A 19,975-nucleotide genomic window follows, 5' to 3' on the forward strand; every position below is an offset into this window, starting at 1 on the left:
GGTAGCCAAAATTGCGTAAGTTATCAGCATTGCAACTGCAATCCTGATAGGAGAATTTTTATGTCCGAACTCAATACAGAAAACCAAACACATGACGCTCAACTCGCAGCTGAAGAAGTTGCTAGCGGCGATCGTCCTGAGCCGAAAATTAATGTTTCTGCTGACTACGAAGCGGCTCAAGAATTTAGCACCAGCAGCATTGACGGCACTGAAGCAGGTAAAGAAGCTGCAGAAGAAGCAACTGCACCACAGTTTGAAGTTCATCGCCCCGAAGAAGTCGAAATCCCAACTTCAACGCTTGACTCAACAGGTGATCCAAACGATTTCAAAGACCTCGCAAAAGAAGTCAATCCGATGTCTGGAACCGCTGGAAACGTTGACGATGATCTCGTAAAGAAAGCGATCGAACTCGGCACGCCCGGTGACAAATAGAGACTGCTAAAACAAATAGCGCTGGTTGTATTGAGGCAGATTTTCAGTCTCAACTGGAACAATCAGCGCCTTCAATTGCGATAAATTATGCTGACTAAACGCGATCGCAGTTTTCTCCCCCAAGTCAGCCCGTAAATCTAACGCCTGTTTCAGCAAATCATATCCGAGCGTCACTTGTTCTTGGCAAAACGCTAATGTTCCTAGCTGGTGTAGTGTCCAAGCTTCTGCCCCCTCATCTTCCAACGCCCAGGCAGCCTGTAATCCCAAGTTCAAGAGTTGCTCCCAGGCTCCCCAAAACTTCGCAATCGCAAACACCTTCTCCGTCGATTTCACCATTCTCAGCACTTCCGCCCATCGCTTCTGCTTCACATAGGCTTGCAAGGTTTCCCTCAGCAATCTGCTCTCTGCAAAAATCGCTTCAGGGTCACGATCAGCACGAATCTGCGGTTGGCATGATCCCTCATCCAGCCCGGAAACCTCGATCGCACAATCCGCCTGAAAAAATCTTCGTTTACTCGAAGCCACCACGAACAGACTTTCCGGCAAGATTTGATTGAGCTGTTCAAGCTCAGATCCCGTTAAAGTTGGATGATTCAGCAAAACTAGAACCTGTCGGTCACGCAATCCCGCCCGAATCTCTGCTCTAGAAGCCTTGACATCAGCAGGAACTCGATACAACTGTTCAAATATCCACTGCAACACATCTTCGAGCACATCGGCTTGCTCAACATACAAAACACCGTGCTCCATCTCAAACTGATGTGCCAGCGATCGTAATAAAAACGATGATTCAGCGTTGGAACATCCAAAAATCTCGATCGACTGATGCGCGTCTAATGCCCCTAAAACCTGTTGTACGATAGCGTCATCCTGTCCAAAACTTGCATACACTTCCATTGTTGGCAGAATTGGCTCAAACGATCTGAGCGCCATCTGCAATGGCAACAAAATGACACCATAATCTGAACCAATCAGCAACTCGCCTTGCTCAAGAACGAATCGAGCAACAACTTTGCCTGCCAATGCCATCTCAATTGTGCTGGAAAGGGCAGAACTGGACATCAGTCGCAATAGATTTCAAAGCAACAGCATACTAAGCGAATCGCGAGAACCACGTCAACACTGAGACAAAAAACTTAGTTCAGTGACGGCGTTTGTGTCGCAGCCATTTCAGGATCTTCACGTTCCGGCAAACGATTGACCCGTTCTAGGGTTGCCAAAAATTCATGCACATTTTCAAATTCACAGTATACCGAGGCATAGCGAATGCAAGCCGCCTCACTCATTGCCCGTAGCTGCTGCAGCACCAACTCACTAATCTCACGACTAAAGATCTCACGATTCGTTCGCTGCTGCAACATTCCCTCGATCGAACTGACTAATGTTTCAATCTGCACTTCTGAAATTGCAGTCCGTTCGCAAACTCGCATCAGCGATCGCACTAACTTTTCTCGATCAAACGACTCGCGATTTCCGTTCTCCTTCACCACCACAAGCGGCGCGAACTCAACTCGCTCGTACGTCGTAAACCGATGATTACACTTCAAACATTCCCGCCGTCGTCGTACACTCTGACCACTTTCCGCAGAGCGCGACTCCAGCACCCGGTTTTCGAGATGATGACAAGCAGGACAACGCATAAATTTTGTCAATGGATGATCAGACACATCATACCGCTAGTGTAGCAAGTCTGATTATTTTTTTCAGATCCGCTACGGGCAGGGGGCAACTTTATTATTCGCGGATAGGACTCTTCACAATTCCTTTGTATTTCTGCTGATCACCAACACCACAAGCCCTGATCACGATCCCCATCTTTTGCGATTTAAATCACACGGATTATGAGCAAAGACGTTAGAAATTCCCTGATCGAGGGCAACTTTACTAAAGCGAACTGCGTTAGAACGTTCCCTGAACTGACGTAGTTCCAGCCCAATCGTAAAGTCTTTTACTGGGCGCACTCCATAGCAGGTTGGCAGCTGGCACATGAAATCTCGTGACATTCAAAAGCAGAAATTGCTCGTCGTCGATGATGAACCGGATAATCTCGATCTTCTCTACCGAACATTTTATCGAGAATTTAAAGTTTTGCGGGCAGAAAATGGTCCCACAGCACTTGATATTCTTGAGAAAGAAGGCGATGTCGCGGTGATCATTTCAGATCAACGAATGCCCATGATGAGTGGGACAGAGTTCCTGAGCCTCACTGCTACTAAGTATCCGGACATTATCCGGATTATTCTCACAGGCTATACCGATGTTGAAGATCTCGTCGAAGCCATCAACTCCGGCAAAGTCTTCAAATACGTCACGAAGCCCTGGAGCGATTTGGAGCTGCGCGACGTTGTTAAAAGCGCGATCGATACGCATACCCTATTAAGAACCCGCACCGAAGAACTCCGGCGCACCCTTCAGCGTGAATCGCTACTCAATGCAGTCACTAGCACCATTCGGAGCGCATTGAGTTATGACGAAATTCTGCAAACGATCGTCGAGACCATTGGCAAAAATTTTGGTGTAAGTGGTGCGATCGTCTGTCCCTTTCAAGACGGCGAAATTCAGGAAAATAGCTTCACCTACTGGAATCATCCGGAACTGCCACAGCCCAATCTCGTCCCCACAATTTGGGAAACTTACGAAGTCGAAGTCATTCCAGATGTTCAAGTCTGCGATCGGATCGAGGAAGATCCCACTCGTCATGCAGCTTACGCAGACGCAGACATTCACTCAACTCTCATGGTTCCGCTGATCTGCCAACAGAAACTCATCGCCGTGCTCGCACTGCATGAATCTGGAAAAAGCCGCATTTGGCAACCTGAAGAAGTCGATCTAATTCACGCGGTTGCTGATCAAGCCGCACTCGCACTCTCGCAAGCCCATGCATACGAGCAAGTTCGCGCTTTAGCCAAGCGAGAAGCCTTGATCAATACCATTACAACCGCTATTCGATCGAGCCTCGATCCCCAAGAAATCTTTGCCGCCATTACTCAACAACTGGGGCAAGGCTTACAAGTCGATGGTTGCGCGCTTTCACTGTGGAAAGAAGGCGACGAATTTGTGCAATGTGTGGGACTCCATGATTCAAGTTGGGAACACAAGACTCCCCCAGAATCTCACCTGCCGCAATCTTCGGTTCCTATTGAAGGCAATCCCGTTCTGAAGCAATTGATCGTCACGCAGCAGCCGATCGTTCTCAGCGATTTGAAGCAGCATCCACAATTCAATATTTCAGAATTTCGGACTCCTGCCCGGGCCTTGCTCGTTGTGCCCTTAATTGCAGATGGCAAAATTATCGGTAGTATTTCACTCCGCCAAAACCATCGCACTCGCAATTGGCAATCCTCTGAAATTCAGCTCGCTCAATCCGTTGCATCACAAGCCGCGATCGCAGTTCAACAATCTCGGCTCTACCAAACCACGCGGCAGCAAGCCGAAAAACTCCTGCAACTCGATCAGCAAAAGACCGAGTTTTTCCAAAACATTTCGCACGAATTTCGCACTCCTTTGACTTTAATGGTCGGTCCACTGGAAAGCGCAGTCGCCACAGGTCAAGGACTGTCTGCCGAACAATCGGCGATCGCATTGCGAAACTCTCGCCGACTCCTGCGATTGGTCAATCAACTGCTCGATCTCCAGCGCTTAGATGCAGGACGGATGCAGCCGAAATTCCAGGCATGTGACTTAGTAGAATTTGTCAGCCAAATCGTAGACACGTTCCGTCCTTACTGCGAAAAGAAAGGGCTGAGCCTGATCACTCAATTAGAGCCTTGTGCTCCTGTGTATCTCGATTTAGAGAAGTTTGACAAAGTGCTGTACAACCTGCTCTCGAATGCGATGAAATTTACGCCCGCAGGACAGAGCATTAGTGTATCGCTAGAAATGATCGACGATCGCTGTCGCTTAAAAGTGCGCGATACCGGCATCGGTATTCGAGAAGACCAAATCCCCCATCTATTTGAGCGATTCCGTCAGGCTGAAGGTTCAGAAAACCGCAGCTTTGAAGGGACAGGTCTAGGATTAGCTCTCGTCAAAGAATTAGTCGAACTGCATAGCGGTCAGATCAACGTGGATTCGACCTATGGACAAGGCACAACATTCACGATCGACTTACACTCCGGTGCAGAGCATTTGCCTCCAGAGCAAGTCAGCCATGCTCAGCACGAACTTCAGGCAAATCGAGCAGCGGTCGAACTAGCGGATATTGAAGTCGAACTTCAAGAAGATTACGAACCTGAACCCATTCTTGAGGTCGGTGAAAACCATGCGAGAGTGCTCGTTGTGGATGATAATCCAGATCTACGCTCGTATGTCTCTGGCATTCTCAGAGGTCAAGGCTATACCGTTTTGACTGCCCGGAATGGGGCAGAAGGGTTTGAACAGGTCAAGACCCATCGTCCATCGTTGATTGTGACTGATTTAATGATGCCGATTGTGTCAGGTCTAGACATGATTCGGATGATCCGTGCTCAAGACGATCTCAAAGGCACTCCCATCGTTTTGCTAACTGCCAAAGCGGATGAAGACACGCGACTTGAAGGAGTCGAACGCGGTGCAGATGCCTATTTGTCGAAGCCATTCAACGATCGAGAATTGTTAGCGGAAGTGCGAAATTTACTAGCACTCAAAGAAAACGAGCAGCGCGTCTCGCGCATCAATTCTTATCTGACAGATTCGGTCTTGAGTCGTTTCTTGCCACAAACCTTAGTCAAACGGGCGGCTCAGGGTGAATTAACCCTCGATTTGCGTCCTGAACCTCGCATGATCACGGTTCTATTTAGCGATATTGTCGGTTTCACGCAACTCTCGAACACATTGCGATCGCGGCGAGTTGCAGAACTCCTGAATGAGTATCTGACCGCAATGACTCGCTGCGTGTTTAACAACGGCGGGACAGTCGATAAATTTATGGGCGATGCAATTTTGGCGATTTTTGGTGCGCCAGAAGAACTCACCCCTAATGAACAGGTTCGACGTGCGATCGCAACGGCTCGAGAAATGTACAGTATTCTGGACAATCTGAATAACCAGTGGATGGCACAAGGGATCGATCGCGTTCAGTTCCGCTGTGGAATTCACCAAGGAACGGCTGTGGTGGGAATGTTTGGCGGCGAAGAGCGATCGGACTATACGGCAATTGGTCCAAGTGTCAATATTGCAGCTCGACTGCAAGAAGCAGCGGCTCCGGGTGCGATTCTCATTTCCGCAGCAGTAGCAGATTACGTTGATGAAGATAACATCACCAAAGAAAGTCCGCTCAAGCTGAAGGGAGTAGATGAAACAGTTCTAACCTTCTCGGTCAGCCCTTACCCTGACGCAGTTCCGACACATCACTAAAATCGCCGGAAAAATGAGCCATGTTCGGAACTAATTCCTCCCGATTCCAGACGAAAAGCTAGGATATTAGGAGTGATCCCCGTGGCTCTTTGTGTGGGTAAGTGTTCAGCATGGCGTTTTCTCTTTCCAATTCTCGATCGCGATCGCAAGAGTCTCCGATGCTATGGCTTTCGGTTTTAGCAGGTTCGCTTGCGCTGCATCTTGTTTTGCTTTTAGTCGGACGCTGGTATCTGAGCCAATCCGCAGAAAGCCGTGCGGGGGGTGGTTCTCAAGCACCTCTCGATTTTATTGAAATCGATCCGAATGCACCCCCTTTGAAACGAGCGATCACACCTTCTACAACTGGCGCAGAAAATGGCACTGTTACGAAAGCTGCTCCTGACGCAGCAAATTCTGAGCAGTCTGGGTCATCTTCAATTCAGAATTTCACTCGTCAGACTGCGCCAACGCCAACACAACCCGAAAATTTACCCCAACCTGATCCAGTTCAATCAACACAGCTAGATCAGCGTCCTGCTGCTAATAATTCGTCCTTAAATTCACCCCGAGCGAATCGCAATCCTACAACACGCCCCAAGTCAAATTCTTCAAATCCCACATCTGGCTCCTCTAATCCTGAAACAAATCCAACTGCCCCTAACAACTCTCCTACGACCACAAGAAACGCTTCTGATCCAAACCCTCCAAACTCTTCAAATCCACAGCCTTCCAACCCAGCATTACCTGACAACAATCCTAAGCCTCCGTCTGATCCAGTCAGATCTAACAATCCTCTTCCTGCCCCTAATCCGGGAGACAATAGAAATGCGACTGGGGTAGAAGGTGCTATCTCTGGTGTGATATCAAATATTGAGCCTGATCGAAGTGAATTACAGGATGACAGTAAGAATAATGTTGTTACCTTTAGACAGTCACAGATTCCCCAAATCTCGCTAATACTAGAGCCTGAAATGAGGAGAGCGTTAAGCCCTGAGCTAGTTTTTACAGTCGCAGTCGAGATTCGCAATGTAGATGGTACAGTGCTGAATGCCAAGAATATGCCAGACAGTCCTGCTCTCGCAAAACTTCCACGGGAAGAAGCAGATGGTCTTGTTCTAGCGCTACTCACGTCTCCAGATCTTGTGAATCCGGACAAAGCAATTAGTCTATTTAATGTAGAGGTAAGACCCTCTGCTCCCGGTAAACCAACTACTGAAGGAACATCTAGAATAGTTACGCTTCGCATTGCAATTAATAATTAAAGCAGCAATACTTATCGATTAGAGAAGAAAGGTGGCAATTTGCTCGCCATCTTTCTATCCCGAACAGCTACTCATTCTCTATTTTTGCTCTTCGAGTCCGTCTACGTCGCGGACGACCTGAATCTCTTTGGCTTAAAGCTAGGTAACGCTTCAATGTAGACGGACTGATCTCTATTCCTTGTTTTGCTAGGACTTCAGCAAGTTCTTCATAGCCATATCCTTTATCGAGTGAAGTCCGAAGATCGTCTTGTAAAAGTTCGATCGCTTGTCGGAGAGAAACTGTCGCTTCAGGTTTTTCGGGCAGTTCATCCAGTAAGGATGCCGCTTGATCAAGCATCGTTGTTTTTACTTTGACTGCCGCATTAGATTTTCTATCTACCATATGCGTCTCAAGATTATTACTTCGTTAATTCATTCATATTGTAAGGGCTGAGTTTCTGATTTATCGCTTAAATGTAACAAGTTCTGTTAATTATTTTGCGTATTGCTCAATCATTCAATGATGCTTCTAAGCTAATAGATACAAATGTGCGCAAATAATCACTCCGCAGAATGATGACAAAAAATTGCCCTAAACTTCAATCAAAGTTTAGGGCAGTATTCTTATTTGCAATTCAACAAGCGCAGTTCAGAAATTAATAGCTTACTAAGTGCAAAATATCGCGGACAACACTAAAACCTGCAATATCCCACAACAGATAAGCTAAAAATCCAATCATGGCAAGGCGACCATTCCAAAGTTCAGCTTGAGGATTCCAGCCAAATAGAAAGGCATTCCGGTCTTTGCCGTTGTACTCGGTAGCAACAGGCGGTAAATCAGTGCTATTTCGTGTTTGCATTGTAGTAGCTCCAAATTTCGTTTCTCTATACTTCTAAGATAAAGGCGCGATCGCAGTTTGCCTTACATCTATGGGTCGAAGCTAGTAGTCCGACCGATGATAGAGCTTTTCTAGAGCTACTCTGTACCTTGTGCTGACGCAGTGAGTTCTACACGCCTCGATTTGAACTGGGAAGTGCAGATTGCAAATTCTGAGTAGGAGCTTGAGCATTGAGTTGACGCGCCTGCACTAATCGAACTCGTGCTGCTTCTAGTTGCCCACCTGGATCAACTGGAGTCCAGCCAGAATTGGTCTTCTGGCGTGCTTCATAATGCAGATGAGGTCCCGTAGAAAGCCCAGTACTTCCAACACGTCCAATCACAGTTCCAGCCTCAATCCGTTGACCTGGACGAACTAAGATTTGCGACATATGGGCGTAGAGCGTGTCTTGCGATCCGTTTGGCTGTTCCATCACCACAGCTAGCCCATAGCCCCCCATGCGATCGGCGGCTGTGACTCGTCCTGAATGCGAGGCAATAATCGGTGTTCCTTGACCTGCACCGAGATCGACTCCAGCATGGAAACGACGCACGCCTGTGACCGGATGCCGTCTCCATCCAAATCTAGAGGTGACAGAAACCGGGTCAGGCAGCGGATAAACCAGCTGGTCGCGCGACGTAGGCTTCGGTAAAGTGCGATTGAATGCTTGGAGATCTTTCGCAGTGTTCATTTGATCCACAGAACTGCTAGTTCGATCGACAGAGCTGCCAATTTGATCAATATAGGATGAGTCAGAACTCTCTTTGGCAATGGGCTTAGCAGGGAGATTGTTCGCTGCAATCGCGCGCCGCTGAACTGGCAAAGACTTAACAACTTGTGGAACTCGAATCGTAATCGTTTGTTGTGAAGGTCCAGTAATCGATGGAACTCCTCTAAAGATGGCGGGTGGTTTTTGTGCAGTCACAGTTCGAGCAGGCGGAACTGGCTTGGCGACTGTTGACGGTTTTACAGGCGGAAGACTAACTGCGCGGTTTGCAGCTTCTAACGCATTGATATTATTCAGAATCTGCGATCGCACATCTGCCGAAATCGTCGGATTTTGTAGCAGCTTTCTTGCTTGTGCATACTGGCGCTGCGCTGCATAGTCATAAGCACGCGAAACAAGCTTATCTCTTTGTTGAGTTTGTGCTTGCGCTTGTTGAGCTTGTTTTGCAGCTCGATCTTTTGCCACGATATCGGCAAGACGTTGTTCTAAGAGCTGGCGCTGAAGATTTGAGGCGGTAGATTTTGGAAACACTTTTGGAACGGGAATGTCGATCGCAGATGCCGCAGAAGAATTCGCTTCAGGTTGGGCTGATGTAGAATTCAGCGCTGAATTCTGCTGTGAGAGCTGCGGTAGTCCTGAAGGGGCTTTCGCGCTAGGTTTGTCAACTGGTTTTGGAGTTGTTGGTTTTTTAACGGCTGTAGATGGGGTTTGGATCTGAGAATTTGCAGGTTGGGGGGCAAGTTGTCGTTTGAGGGGAACTGGAGGGAGTGGAATCGGGGAAGTCGCAACTTGAGGAGCAGCAGAATCCGCTTGAACAGAACCAGAATTTGATGGGGCAGGTTGCGGAATCTCAAGCGGTTTCGGTGAAGTTACCAACGCAGCAGGAACAACGATAGGTTCTGGAGTTGCTACTGCAGGAGCCACCTCTACAGGAGCAGCAGAGGCAGCTTTTGTTTGCGTCTGAGCAGGGGTCTCGATCGGTTGTGCCGGGGGCGCTACTTGCTTTGATTGTTGAGCAAGTAGCGTAGGGATGAGTTCTAACATACAGAAATCAGCCGATGGAGGGACATCCAGCTAGTACGCATTTCTGCGGAGGTTTCAGGAAAAAAAGAACAATTTCGATGAAGAATGCGTATTTCTTCACTTCGTCTTCATACGATCTTTGACAAAATTACGGAAATTCATCATATGAATTGAGTAACCTTTGTTATCGGTTGCAAACTTATTCAGCCGATCGACGATGAGAATTAGTTTGGTTCACTGAGTCATAAACCATATCGTGATTAGACGGAATACAGAAGTTATTCAAGTTTCAAAATTCATCATAGATCTCTGTCTGTAGCTAGAGCGATGTCTTCTAGAAAACCCATATATGTAGGATGGGTTCCCATCTATATCAACCACTTTTCTTTAAAAAGCCGCCTTTTAAGATCATGCTAACCAGTCACCACCGTATTCTTGTCGTAGACGATGTTGCAGATAATGTATTTCTGCTCCAGACTGTCTTGGAGTCTGAAGGATATACTGTTGAAACTGCTTTGAACGGCAAGAGTGCACTTGAGAAGATTAACGATACCGATCCTGATTTAGTTTTGCTAGACATTATGATGCCAGAGCTAAATGGGTATGAGGTGACGCAACGGGTTCGTCAAAATGAACGCTTTGCTGAATTGCCGATCGTGTTTTTGACAGCACACGATGAGTGTGAACAAATGCCGTATATAGAGATCGGTGCGAACGATTTAATTCGTAAGCCCGTTGACTTTGATGAGCTGTTAGATAAAGTTGCAAAATACACTCATGCTTATCCATCTTCAGCGCATTCCTACTCAAGTGTGAGTTAATCGAATTTCTGCAGGTTGATGAGCGATCGCACCAGCTTCTGCAAGTTGAGCAACCGCACTTCCACCCCAGGTCACACCGATTGAAAGCCGGGTCAACCGGACATCAGCAAGCGTGTCTCCAATCATTAACGTCCTGTGAGGCTCAACTTTCAGCGATCGACAAGCAAGAGTCAGGAGGGCTGGATTCGGTTTACTGATTCCTACTTGCGCTCCGATGATCGTCTGGAAATAATTGGAGAGTTTGTAGTGATCTACAAACTCTTGAATATTGTCGGTACTATCGCTGGAAAGAACTCCAAGTTTGAGTGATGTGAGCGATTCTAGTAATTCCACAATGCCTTCAAACGGGGGAGTTAGCGGTGCTTTTCGTGGAAGCTGCTGATCGGCAAGTTGAAAGCTCGATTGGGCGATCGCTTTGGCTGCGATCCAGTCATAGCCCGTTTGAGCAATCAGAGCCGCGATCCCGATTTCATTTTCTTCGCGAGTTCCGACGGCAAGTAGTCCCGAGGGATTGAGATTATGTTGCTCGAATCCGAAGGTAGTCAGGATTGAAGGCTTGAGATTGGGAACGATCGCTGTAATACAATCTGCGCGTTTTTCACCGAGATACTGTAGAAATTGGTAAGAATTTGACAGAGTGCCATCTTTGTCAAAGAGAATGGCATTGATTCCATCAAACTGCACACCATTACAGAAAATTGTCGCCATAACTGTGTAATAAAAAAGAGGGATTTCTCCCTCTCTACAGGTTTCAATTCAACTGAAATTATTCGACATCTTCCGTCGCGTCAGGAATTTCCTCGACTTCTTCCAGTGCAACCGGAACTTCTTCAGCGACTGGGAGTTCCAGCGCAGCCGGAGCGCCTTGCTGTTGCTGCTTCATGTTCTCGCGATACTTCGCTGCCATTTCTTCAGCCTTGTCATACACGACTTGCGGGTTCTTCACCATATCGCCGGGTTCTGGCTCAAGTTGCTTGGTCGAAAGCGAAATCCGACCGCGCTCAGCGTCCAGATCAATGATCATCACTTTCACTTCATCATTGACGTTAAACACGCTATGCGGCGTATCAATGTGATCGTGAGAGATTTCGGAAATGTGCAGCAGACCGCTGACTCCACCGATATCGATGAATGCACCATACGGCTTGATGCCGCGTACCGTTCCGATGACGACTTCGCCCACTTCTAGGCGGTTCATCTTGCGTTCAACTAACGCACGACGATGGCTGAGAACTAGACGGTTGCGCTCTTCGTCCACTTCTAAGAATTTCAGGGGCAATTCTTCACCCACTAAATCTTCTTTGGGTTTGCGGGTACTGATGTGAGATCCGGGAATAAATCCACGCAAGCCCTCAATCCGAACCAGCGCACCGCCTCGATTCGTGGCAAATACCAGCGATCGCACAGTCGCGTCTTCTGCTTGAAGTTGGCGAACCCGTTCCCATGCCCGCATATACTCTATGCGGCGGATCGAGAGGGTCAACTGCCCATCCTCATTTTCATCAGCCAAGATGAAAAACTCGCGAGTCTCGTTAGACTGTAAGACTTCTTCAGGAGCATCAATCCGGTTAATTGACATCTCCTGAATGGGAATATAAGCTGCCGTTTTCGCACCGATATCAATCAGAGCGCCTCTCGGCTCCAGACTGAATACGGTTCCTGCAACTACATCTCCAGGACTGAAGTGATAGTCATACTTATCCAGTAGAGCCGCAAAATCTTCGTGGGTAAAACCAACATCCATTGCTAAAGTGTTCTGATTGGTCATGCTAAACGTTTCCCAGTTGTCTCCGCTAAAATTTGCCTCCTCTCGATGCAACGCACATATCGAATGATGTGCAGCCTACACCTTCGACCAAGTTGCGACTTGATCGATTTAGACGCATTTACTAAGTGTACAGAAGCAACATCATAACTCAATTTGAGAACAACCGGATCGCTGTTTCTCAAGTTCTTGCCATCGATTTTTTGTGCGCTTTGGCAGTTGAAATCAGATTTTTTTCGCAAAATTCCCCGAAAAGGTATGGACAATTTCATACTACGCTTGTAGTATGTAAAAAGGAAATTTTTCATTGAGGAATATGATTCGTCCTACTTCGTTGCGCCACTGCCATGTCTCCAAACTGCGCCCACAGCTGTGGGGCAAATTGGGTGTGGCCATGCAACAGCCGTCAGGAGCGAATCCGGTCGCGACCTTGCTAGGACAAATCTTAGGCAATATCAGCGGCGGCTTGGGGACAGAGATTCTCCGGAGCGATCGCAGAGCTGAAATTTATATTAGCGACGAGAAATTTAATCTAGACCGAATCGACAGCGGGTGGCGTTGTAGTCGAACGCCAGTATGAGTTAGCACATCAGAGCTTTTCTGATTACCCCCGCTCAAGAGACTGAGACGGGGGTTTATTTTTTGCCAATTTCAAATGGAGCAACGCATGTTAAAGCTCACTTATACCGAATTTGGATTGCACTTGGAACGGGTGACGATTTCTCTGGAAACCTTAGTAGCTGGACGGGTAACTTTGGCGATGAGATTAGGTCAAACGCTGCATGTTGAGCCGAGCCGTGCGGCATTTTTGCTGTCAGTCCATGCACCAGGATTTGCAGAGTTAGAAAAAATGGTGCGCTTGGAACGGGCAGCAATGGTGTCGATCGTGCCCGTGGATGATGGGTTTGTGGAAGTGAGTGTTCAAGGAAGCTGGATCGCAGACACAGCAGACGCACATTCTGGAATGTTTGTAACTGCGTTAGGCGATCGAATCGAGTTCTTTGTCTACAAACTTTGGGAAGCGACTCAGTTGCAGGTTTCGCCATTAGTTTGACGAAATGGAGAGTGAAAGAACGAGGAGAAAACGGCTTTTCTCCTCGTTCCGCACTAGTTCCTGCGCAAAATCATCCAAATCGATAGCCAAATCCTCGCACTGTCATGATGTAGCGAGGTGAACTTGGATCAAGTTCTATTTTTTCTCGGAGCCATCGGATATGCACATCGACGGTTTTAGAATCTCCCAGATAGCTCATTCCCCAGATCTGTTCTAAGAGTTGTTCGCGAGAATAAACACGACGCGGATTGTTCATAAACAGTTCGAGCAACGAAAACTCTTTAGGAGAGAGATTAATTTCTCGCCCCTCGATCGTGACGCGATACTCCTGCAAATAGAGTGTGATTTCCCCATGCTGCAAGGTGGGCTGTTCTTCAGGTTGAAGATGCGATCGTCGTCTTAGCAATGCCCGACAGCGTGCAATTAATTCGCGAATGCCAAAAGGCTTGGTCAGATAATCATCTGCCCCTACCTCTAAGCCAACGACAATATCAGTCTCGCTTCCTCTCGCGCTCAGAATCAGGATCGGAATCGTGTTGCCTTCCTGCCGTAACATTCGACAGATATCTAGCCCACTGATTCCAGGGAGCATCAAATCTAAAACGAGTAGGTCGATCGCTGATTCCTCAGTTTTTGGAGCGCGCATCAATTCCAGGGCTTGTAGCCCATTATTCGCCGTTACTACCCCATAGCCTTCTTGTGTGAGAGTAGGAGTCAGAGCTTCAAGAATGGCTTCATCATCATCGACGACTAAAATACGCGCTTGAGACAAACTGAAAGAGAATCCGGAGCCGGACGATCGCATAAATAACCAAGTAACATCGGTTCTGCTGCAATCGATCAGACGATACGATGCACTGAACCAATTCTTACAATAAGCAACTTTATGGCTTTACAAGGTTAAGCGCGATTTAAAACCAAATTAATTTCTATTTATTAGGTTTCTTCAGAGGTTTTTGGAATGAGCGGTTGAACGCGATCGCGCGATTTGGAAGAGTGCCGTGATTTTCTGAGTTTGGGGGGAAACCCACCGATGAGATCATGTAACAGAACATAGAAGCACGGAATGATAAACAAGGTTAAAAGTGTCGCCAATGACAACCCAGAAAAGACGACGATTCCTAACGGCTGTAGAAATTCTCCACCTTGCCCAAGTCCCAATGCTAACGGAAACATCCCTAGCACGGTTGTAATTGTCGTCATCAGAATCGGTCTTAAGCGTTGAGGAGCAGCACGCAGGATTGCTGATCGTCGATCGATGCCTTCTCGCTCTCGAATTTGATTGGCAAGTTCCACCATGACGATCGCATTATTCACGACAATCCCAACCAGCAGTACTGCACCAACAATCACCGTTGCTCCGATCGCAGTTTGCGTAACAAACAATCCTAAAATCCCACCTGCTAGCGCTAGCGGAATCGTGAACATAATCACCAGCGGATCGATCAGCGAATTGTACTGAACTGCCATGACTACAAAGACCAGAAAAGCAGCTAACCCGCCTAATAACGGCAAAGCAGATTGAATCTGTTGATTACTTTCAGCAGCCGAACTTGGCAAGCGACTGATTCCTTCAGGCATCTGAAATTGTTGCAGAATTTCGTCAACTTCTTTTAGGGCTGCCCCTAAGCTTGCCCCATCATTCAAAGTCCCCGCGATTTGATATACCTGTCGCTGATTGATGCGTTGAATTTGCCCGGGTGCTTGTCCGTTTTCGATCTGCGCTACATCGCTGAGTCGAACTAATTCATTGTTGTCAGTGAACAGAGGAATCTGCCCAATTTTAGAAGGTCGATCGATTAAGTTTTCATTCAGTTCGACTCGAACATCGACAAGCCGATTCCCCCTTTGGATTTGCGTTGGAGTTGTTCCTTCGATCGCAGTTTGAATCGTTTCTCCGATATCCTGTGTATTGAGTCCGAGAGCGGCGGCACGTTCGCGATCGCGGCGAATTTGGATTTCAGGTTGACGCTCATCTGTATCCGGGCGATACCGGGCGAGTTTTGCTTGAGAAAGCCTGCCAACTAGCTGTCGCCCTGTCTGTTCTAGTAATTCAGTGTTCTCACCTTGCAGAATTACATCTACTTCGGCACCTCGAACTGGAGAATTATTCAAAATCAAGCCCCGCACTTGCCCAGGACTAATTCGCAGCAAGATATCTACTAAATTGAGTTTGCGAAACTCCTGGTTCATCTTTTCTGCAAACTTTTCAACGTTCGTGTTCTGCTTCAGCGTAATGTTACTGGAAGCTCGGAGTGGATTTTCACTGGTATTACTTCCAAATAGAAAACCTCCCACTGTCGTAAACACGTATTCCGTCTCAGGTTGATTGAGCAGCAGTTCATCGACTGCTTTCATGACTCTGCGGCTCGTTTCGAGCGGAGTACCAGGAGGAAATTGAGCAAAAATATTTGCTTGTCCCGTGTTGATGCGAGGCAGGATCTCTTGGGGAATGCGACTGACTGCAAATAAACTACTGCCACCAAAGATCAGAAAGGCAAATCCAATGACTAAAAAGCGATTGCGTAGGACTCGATCGAGCAATCGCCCATATCCCGCAGTTGCCGCTTCAAATCTTCGGTTGAATTCTCGAAGCAGCCAAAATCGCCCAACTCCGCTGGAGTAACGAATTGCTAGCAACCGCGAAGTTGCCATTGGGACAACTGTAACCGCAACTAAAATCGATGCGGCAACCGAGAAACTAATCGTCAAGATCAATTCATTGAACAATAGCGCAATGAATCCACCAATCAGCAGAAACGGTAACACCGCAACCAAGTTTGTACTCGTTGAAGCAACTAAAGCTGATTCGACAGATTGCCCACCTGCGATCGATTGCTCAATGATTTCTTCTTTCCCTAAATGACTGCGAGAACTCGTGCCAAAACCAGCTCCTAAATTATCAGAGATTGTTTCTAACATGACGATCGAGTTATCCACGACAATTCCCACCCCAAGCGCTAGACCGCCCAAGCTGAAAACGTTTAAGGATAATCCAAACAATCGCATTAAGATAATTGCAGCCAAAGTTGCCAGAGGAATCGACAACACGATGATCAAGGTCTGCCGCAATGAACCAAGAAATAGTAATACTGCAACGGCTGCTAATGCTGCCCCGATCAAGCCTGAACTGGTCACATTGGAAATTGAATTTTGAATAAAAATAGATTCATCTAAAGTTGGTAAAAGTTGAGCATCTTGAGGAATGACGTTTGACTGCCGTAATTCTTCAATTCTCTTTTTCACACCTTCGACCACTTGAATCGTATTGGCATCCGGTTGTTTCTGGATACTCACTTTCACAGCATCTTTGCCATTCAACACTGTAAAAACTCGTTGCTGCTGCGTTCCATCAATTATCTCTGCAAAGTCTCTCAGATAAACCCGTTGGGATATGCCTGGAGCTTGTGTTGTCGCTTGCGCGTCAGTTGTAACAGGCTGAGAATCATTGACTTCAAAGGATAGATTGCGAATCTCTTGAGCATTGGCAAATCGACCGATCGTTCGAGTCAACGGCTCGGATCGATTACCTAAAATCCGTCCTCCTGAAATATCGCGATTCGTCTGCTCTAACTCATCTAAAACATCATTTAATCCAATTCCTAAAGCTTGCAGCCGATTGAGATCAACAATCACGCGTACTTCTTCTTCGACACCCCCCGAGACATCAACGGCTGCAACCCCCTGTACGACTCCTAATTCTCGCGCTAGTTCTTCATCCGCAAAAATCCGCAACTGAGAAGACTGAATTGAGTCAGAAGTCAGTGCTAATTCATAAACCGGAAGCTGAGAAGGATCGACTTTGAAAAGCCTGGGTTCTTCGATCGTATCGGGTAAGTTCCCTCGTGCCCGGTTAAATGAAGCCGTAGCATCATTTAAAGCCTGATCAATGTTGCCTCCCGGCTGAAAAAACAAATCCAAACTCACTTGCCCTTCACGAGTTTGAGAATAGATTTGAACCACACCCTCTGTTGTTGAGAGCGCTTCCTCTAGAGGTCTTGTCACTTCATCGACTGCAACATCAGGCGAAATGCCAGGAGCATTCACTCGCACACCAATTCTGGGATAGGTAATCGAGGGTAAAAGATCAACTTGAATCGAATTCAAAAAGAACACACCAATGACCACAACACACAACGTCAGCATCAATGTGCCAATGTGTTGCCGAATTGAAAGACCGCTAATACTAAAACTACTGCGTTGAGGAAGGTGCTGCATGGACATGAATTCTATTCTCGTGATAAAAAGCTCAATCGTACTGGTGCGCCTGCTTTCAACTCGCCACTACTGCGAACAACAAAAGATTCACCCGGCTTTAATCCAGAGAGAACCTCAACCTGCCCATCTGCACGCTCGCCCAGTTGCACCTCTCTAGGGCTTACACTGGCTTGTTCCCCCGATCGAGTCACAACATAGATCGTCGCAGTCTTGGGTTGAGACTGATTTTGCCGATTCTGCTGCGGTTTTGTTCCAATCTGAGTTGCAGTTTCAGGCACAACAATTCTCTGACCTTGCTGCTGCTGAAAATTCACTCGCGCGAGCAATCCGCTGCTAATCTGCCCTGTCGTATTTGGAATCGTGACTTCAACCGGAATCAATCGAGCGCGGGACTGGGTTACAGGCGCAATGCGGGTGACTCTCCCATTCAAAGTCTGATTTGGGAGTGCATCTAATCGCACCTGGGCTGCTTGTCCCACTCGAATCTGAGCGAGTTCCAATTCCGAAACCTGAACTTCGACTTTCACTTGACTAAAATCGCCCAATCTCACGACCTCGACTCCGGCTTGCGCTAAATTTCCGGGTTCAGTCGGACGTGCCAAAACAGATCCGGTGACCGGAGAAGTTAATACACTGTAAGACTGCCGCTCCCGCTCTTGCTCGACCACAGCTTGCTGAGCCGTAATCCGTCTCGCCGATGCCGCAACTGCCTGCTGGCGAGTCCCTACCTGTTTCTCTGCCGATCGCAAAGCTTGCTCGGCTGTGCCAACCCGAGTTCTTGCTGTTTCTGCCGTCTGCTCTGAGACTGCACCTTGTCGGAAGAGTTGGGCTTGCCGTTGATAATCCGATCGCGCTTGTGCTAACTCTAATCGCGCACGTTCCACTTGAGTTCGAGCCTCTTCAACATCCACTTGTAAGCTCGCAACCTCTGACTCTCTGGCTGCAACTTCTGCCTCTGCTTGGGCAACAGCTGAGTTCGCGATCGAGCCGTCTAATCTGGCAATGACTTGTCCCGCCTGCACGGCATCCCCAACATCAACTGTAATATCTGTAATTCGCCCTTCAGCTTGGGCGCGCAGAGAGACTTCTCTCGCAGGTCGAGTCGTTCCCGTATAAGTCTGTTCAGAGTTCAATGTGCCAACTTCGGCGATCGCAGCATCGACTGCAACTGCACCGCCTCGATTTTGTTGAACATTCGGCTGCTGCTGAGCATCCCCTGGTGGGATCAAGTTGCAGCTACTTAGTGCTAGCACTCCGGCAAGTCCGACATAGCTCAGAGTCAGGCGAGCAGGGAGCGAAAGTCTCATAGGTCTGAAAGATAAAAAAGCATGTTCACAATTTTTAATGATTTACACCCTAAATAAATCTTTCTAAAGGCTGAACTTGATGACTCGCCTTGGGGGTACGCAAATTCGCTTTCTTCCAAAAGAGTGACGAATTCTAAAGGAGGATTGCAAGAATCGAGGAGGTGTGGGCAAAACCTGTAAAACAATTTGATTTTAGGAAGAGAACCATGGCTGATTCACTGAGAACAATCGATGTAGACACCACGATCGCAGCCTTGCAGCAAGGATTAACTGCGATCCCTGTTGAGCAAGCGATCGCAGTTATTGAAAGCTGGCAGCAACAACTTCAAGGCACAGACTTAGCAGAAGACTTAGGGGATCTCAAACAAGCGTTAACCGAGGGCGATACGTCTACGATCGCTCAAATCCTAAGTGATTTAGGCGAGGATACTTCGGAAGCTGCATCTGAGGCAACAGGAGATGTCGCAGTTAAGGTCGAGCAGCTAGGCGAACTTCTATCACAAGCAGGGCAATCCCTGATGTAAGCCAACAAAAAGCGGATGTAGAAACCCACATCCGCTTTTTACTAGGGTTCTAACTCTAGAGAATATAGAGTAGCAAAAACAAAATAATCCAGATGACATCAACAAAGTGCCAGTAGATTTCTGCGGCTTCTACTCCGAAATGTTTTTCACTATTGTAGTGGTTGGGTTTGAGCGACCGCCAAAGCACCGCCAGAATCAAAATCAGCCCAAAACAAACGTGCAGCCCGTGGAACCCAGTCAGAACATAAAATGTACTTGCAAAAATGTTCGTCTTCAATCCGAACTCTAGATGAAAGTACTCATAAAGCTGACCCGCCAAAAACACAGCACCCATCGCTGCAGTAATCGCAAACCACAGTCTTAAGCCTTTCACATCATTCTTCTTAATCGAAGAATCCGCATTATGAATCACAAAGCTACTGCCAATCAGAATCGCTGTGTTGATTCCAGGCAGTAACAGTTCCAGTTTCGGAGTTCCTTCTGGAGGCCAAACCGGGGTAACGGCTCGAAATGCCAAATACGCCATAAACAGCCCCAGAAAAATCATGCCTTCTGCCAGCAAAAACACAATCAGTCCTGGAATCCGCAGATCAGGATGCTCGTGATGTGCCTCTGCCGCAGCTTCGTGATGATAGTTGAGAGAAGTTTTTGCAGGATCGATAGTGGTCATAG

At 47.4% G+C, this 19,975-nt stretch carries 18 protein-coding genes; 7 read left to right on the forward strand and 11 right to left on the reverse strand.

Annotation, left to right across the window (positions count from 1 at the left end; translation table 11 throughout):
• Nucleotides 1-60: 60 nt before the first annotated feature.
• Complete coding sequence (locus J0L70_RS09085; RefSeq protein WP_287454139.1) at nt 61-432, forward strand: hypothetical protein; 372 nt, start codon at nt 61-63, stop codon at nt 430-432.
• Nucleotides 433-438: 6 nt separating this feature from the next.
• Here the strand turns inward: J0L70_RS09085 and J0L70_RS09090 are convergent, their stop codons facing one another.
• Nucleotides 439-1,494 (reverse strand): hypothetical protein, encoded by a 1,056-nt coding sequence (locus tag J0L70_RS09090; protein WP_287454140.1) that lies wholly within the window; start codon nt 1,492-1,494, stop codon nt 439-441.
• A gap of 74 nt (nt 1,495-1,568) precedes the next feature.
• The gene (gene nrdR / locus J0L70_RS09095; RefSeq protein ID WP_017290070.1) at nt 1,569-2,072 is read right to left on the reverse strand and encodes a transcriptional regulator NrdR; all 504 of its coding nucleotides are present in this window, start codon (nt 2,070-2,072) and stop codon (nt 1,569-1,571) included.
• Between the two features lie 346 nt (nt 2,073-2,418).
• Here nrdR and J0L70_RS09100 point away from each other — a divergent pair, with 346 nt between their 5' ends.
• Both J0L70_RS09100 and J0L70_RS09105 read left to right on the forward strand, forming a co-directional pair.
• Entirely contained in the window at nt 2,419-5,766 is a 3,348-nt protein-coding gene (locus tag J0L70_RS09100; RefSeq protein WP_287454142.1) for a response regulator, read from the forward strand.
• A 110-nt stretch (nt 5,767-5,876) separates the two neighbouring features.
• Complete coding sequence (locus J0L70_RS09105) at nt 5,877-7,007, forward strand: hypothetical protein (RefSeq protein ID WP_287454143.1); 1,131 nt, start codon at nt 5,877-5,879, stop codon at nt 7,005-7,007.
• A 67-nt stretch (nt 7,008-7,074) separates the two neighbouring features.
• Here the strand turns inward: J0L70_RS09105 and J0L70_RS09110 are convergent, their stop codons facing one another.
• The 3 genes from J0L70_RS09110 to J0L70_RS09120 form a co-directional block, all read right to left on the reverse strand.
• Nucleotides 7,075-7,389: a hypothetical protein gene (locus J0L70_RS09110; protein WP_268181058.1), complete on the reverse strand. Its 315-nt coding sequence runs from the start codon at nt 7,387-7,389 to the stop codon at nt 7,075-7,077.
• A gap of 253 nt (nt 7,390-7,642) precedes the next feature.
• Nucleotides 7,643-7,846: a chlorophyll a-b binding domain-containing protein gene (locus J0L70_RS09115; protein ID WP_017290074.1), complete on the reverse strand. Its 204-nt coding sequence runs from the start codon at nt 7,844-7,846 to the stop codon at nt 7,643-7,645.
• A 148-nt stretch (nt 7,847-7,994) separates the two neighbouring features.
• Nucleotides 7,995-9,635, reverse strand: coding sequence for a peptidoglycan DD-metalloendopeptidase family protein (locus tag J0L70_RS09120; RefSeq protein ID WP_287454144.1), 1,641 nt, complete (start codon nt 9,633-9,635; stop codon nt 7,995-7,997).
• A 389-nt stretch (nt 9,636-10,024) separates the two neighbouring features.
• Here J0L70_RS09120 and J0L70_RS09125 point away from each other — a divergent pair, with 389 nt between their 5' ends.
• Complete coding sequence (locus tag J0L70_RS09125; RefSeq protein ID WP_017290076.1) at nt 10,025-10,435, forward strand: response regulator; 411 nt, start codon at nt 10,025-10,027, stop codon at nt 10,433-10,435.
• Here J0L70_RS09125 and J0L70_RS09130 read toward each other — a convergent pair.
• Both J0L70_RS09130 and J0L70_RS09135 read right to left on the reverse strand, forming a co-directional pair.
• The gene (locus J0L70_RS09130) at nt 10,421-11,143 is read right to left on the reverse strand and encodes an HAD family hydrolase (RefSeq protein ID WP_017290077.1); all 723 of its coding nucleotides are present in this window, start codon (nt 11,141-11,143) and stop codon (nt 10,421-10,423) included. The genes J0L70_RS09125 and J0L70_RS09130 overlap by 15 nt on opposite strands.
• A 58-nt stretch (nt 11,144-11,201) precedes the next feature.
• Nucleotides 11,202-12,203 (reverse strand): 30S ribosomal protein S1, encoded by a 1,002-nt coding sequence (locus J0L70_RS09135; RefSeq protein ID WP_017290078.1) that lies wholly within the window; start codon nt 12,201-12,203, stop codon nt 11,202-11,204.
• 313 nt (nt 12,204-12,516) lie between these two features.
• Here J0L70_RS09135 and J0L70_RS09140 point away from each other — a divergent pair, with 313 nt between their 5' ends.
• Together J0L70_RS09140 and J0L70_RS09145 are read left to right on the forward strand one after the other, a co-directional pair.
• Nucleotides 12,517-12,780 carry a hypothetical protein gene (locus J0L70_RS09140; protein ID WP_287454145.1) on the forward strand — a complete coding sequence of 88 codons (264 nt, stop codon included), beginning with the start codon at nt 12,517-12,519 and terminating at the stop codon, nt 12,778-12,780.
• Nucleotides 12,781-12,867: 87 nt separating this feature from the next.
• Nucleotides 12,868-13,254 (forward strand): alr0857 family protein, encoded by a 387-nt coding sequence (locus tag J0L70_RS09145; protein WP_017290197.1) that lies wholly within the window; start codon nt 12,868-12,870, stop codon nt 13,252-13,254.
• A 70-nt stretch (nt 13,255-13,324) separates the two neighbouring features.
• On the opposite strand, the gene J0L70_RS09150 is transcribed toward J0L70_RS09145, so the two are convergent.
• From J0L70_RS09150 to J0L70_RS09160, 3 genes are all read right to left on the reverse strand, one after another.
• On the reverse strand, nt 13,325-14,026 hold the full coding sequence (locus J0L70_RS09150) for a response regulator transcription factor (protein WP_316428379.1): 702 nt from the start codon (nt 14,024-14,026) through the stop codon (nt 13,325-13,327).
• Nucleotides 14,027-14,190: 164 nt separating this feature from the next.
• Nucleotides 14,191-17,478: an efflux RND transporter permease subunit gene (locus tag J0L70_RS09155; protein ID WP_353736628.1), complete on the reverse strand. Its 3,288-nt coding sequence runs from the start codon at nt 17,476-17,478 to the stop codon at nt 14,191-14,193.
• Nucleotides 17,479-17,483: 5 nt separating this feature from the next.
• Entirely contained in the window at nt 17,484-18,779 is a 1,296-nt protein-coding gene (locus tag J0L70_RS09160) for an efflux RND transporter periplasmic adaptor subunit (protein ID WP_287454146.1), read from the reverse strand.
• A gap of 206 nt (nt 18,780-18,985) precedes the next feature.
• Between J0L70_RS09160 and J0L70_RS09165 the strand changes: the two genes are divergently transcribed.
• Nucleotides 18,986-19,303 (forward strand): hypothetical protein, encoded by a 318-nt coding sequence (locus J0L70_RS09165; protein WP_287454147.1) that lies wholly within the window; start codon nt 18,986-18,988, stop codon nt 19,301-19,303.
• A gap of 55 nt (nt 19,304-19,358) precedes the next feature.
• Here J0L70_RS09165 and J0L70_RS09170 read toward each other — a convergent pair whose 3' ends face one another.
• Nucleotides 19,359-19,973 carry a cytochrome c oxidase subunit 3 gene (locus tag J0L70_RS09170; RefSeq protein ID WP_017290202.1) on the reverse strand — a complete coding sequence of 205 codons (615 nt, stop codon included), beginning with the start codon at nt 19,971-19,973 and terminating at the stop codon, nt 19,359-19,361.
• Between the last annotated feature and the right edge of the window lie 2 nt (nt 19,974-19,975).

This window comes from Leptolyngbya sp. UWPOB_LEPTO1 (assembly GCF_017302695.1).
In the GTDB taxonomy this organism is placed as follows: Bacteria; Cyanobacteriota; Cyanobacteriia; order Leptolyngbyales; family Leptolyngbyaceae; genus Leptolyngbya; species Leptolyngbya boryana.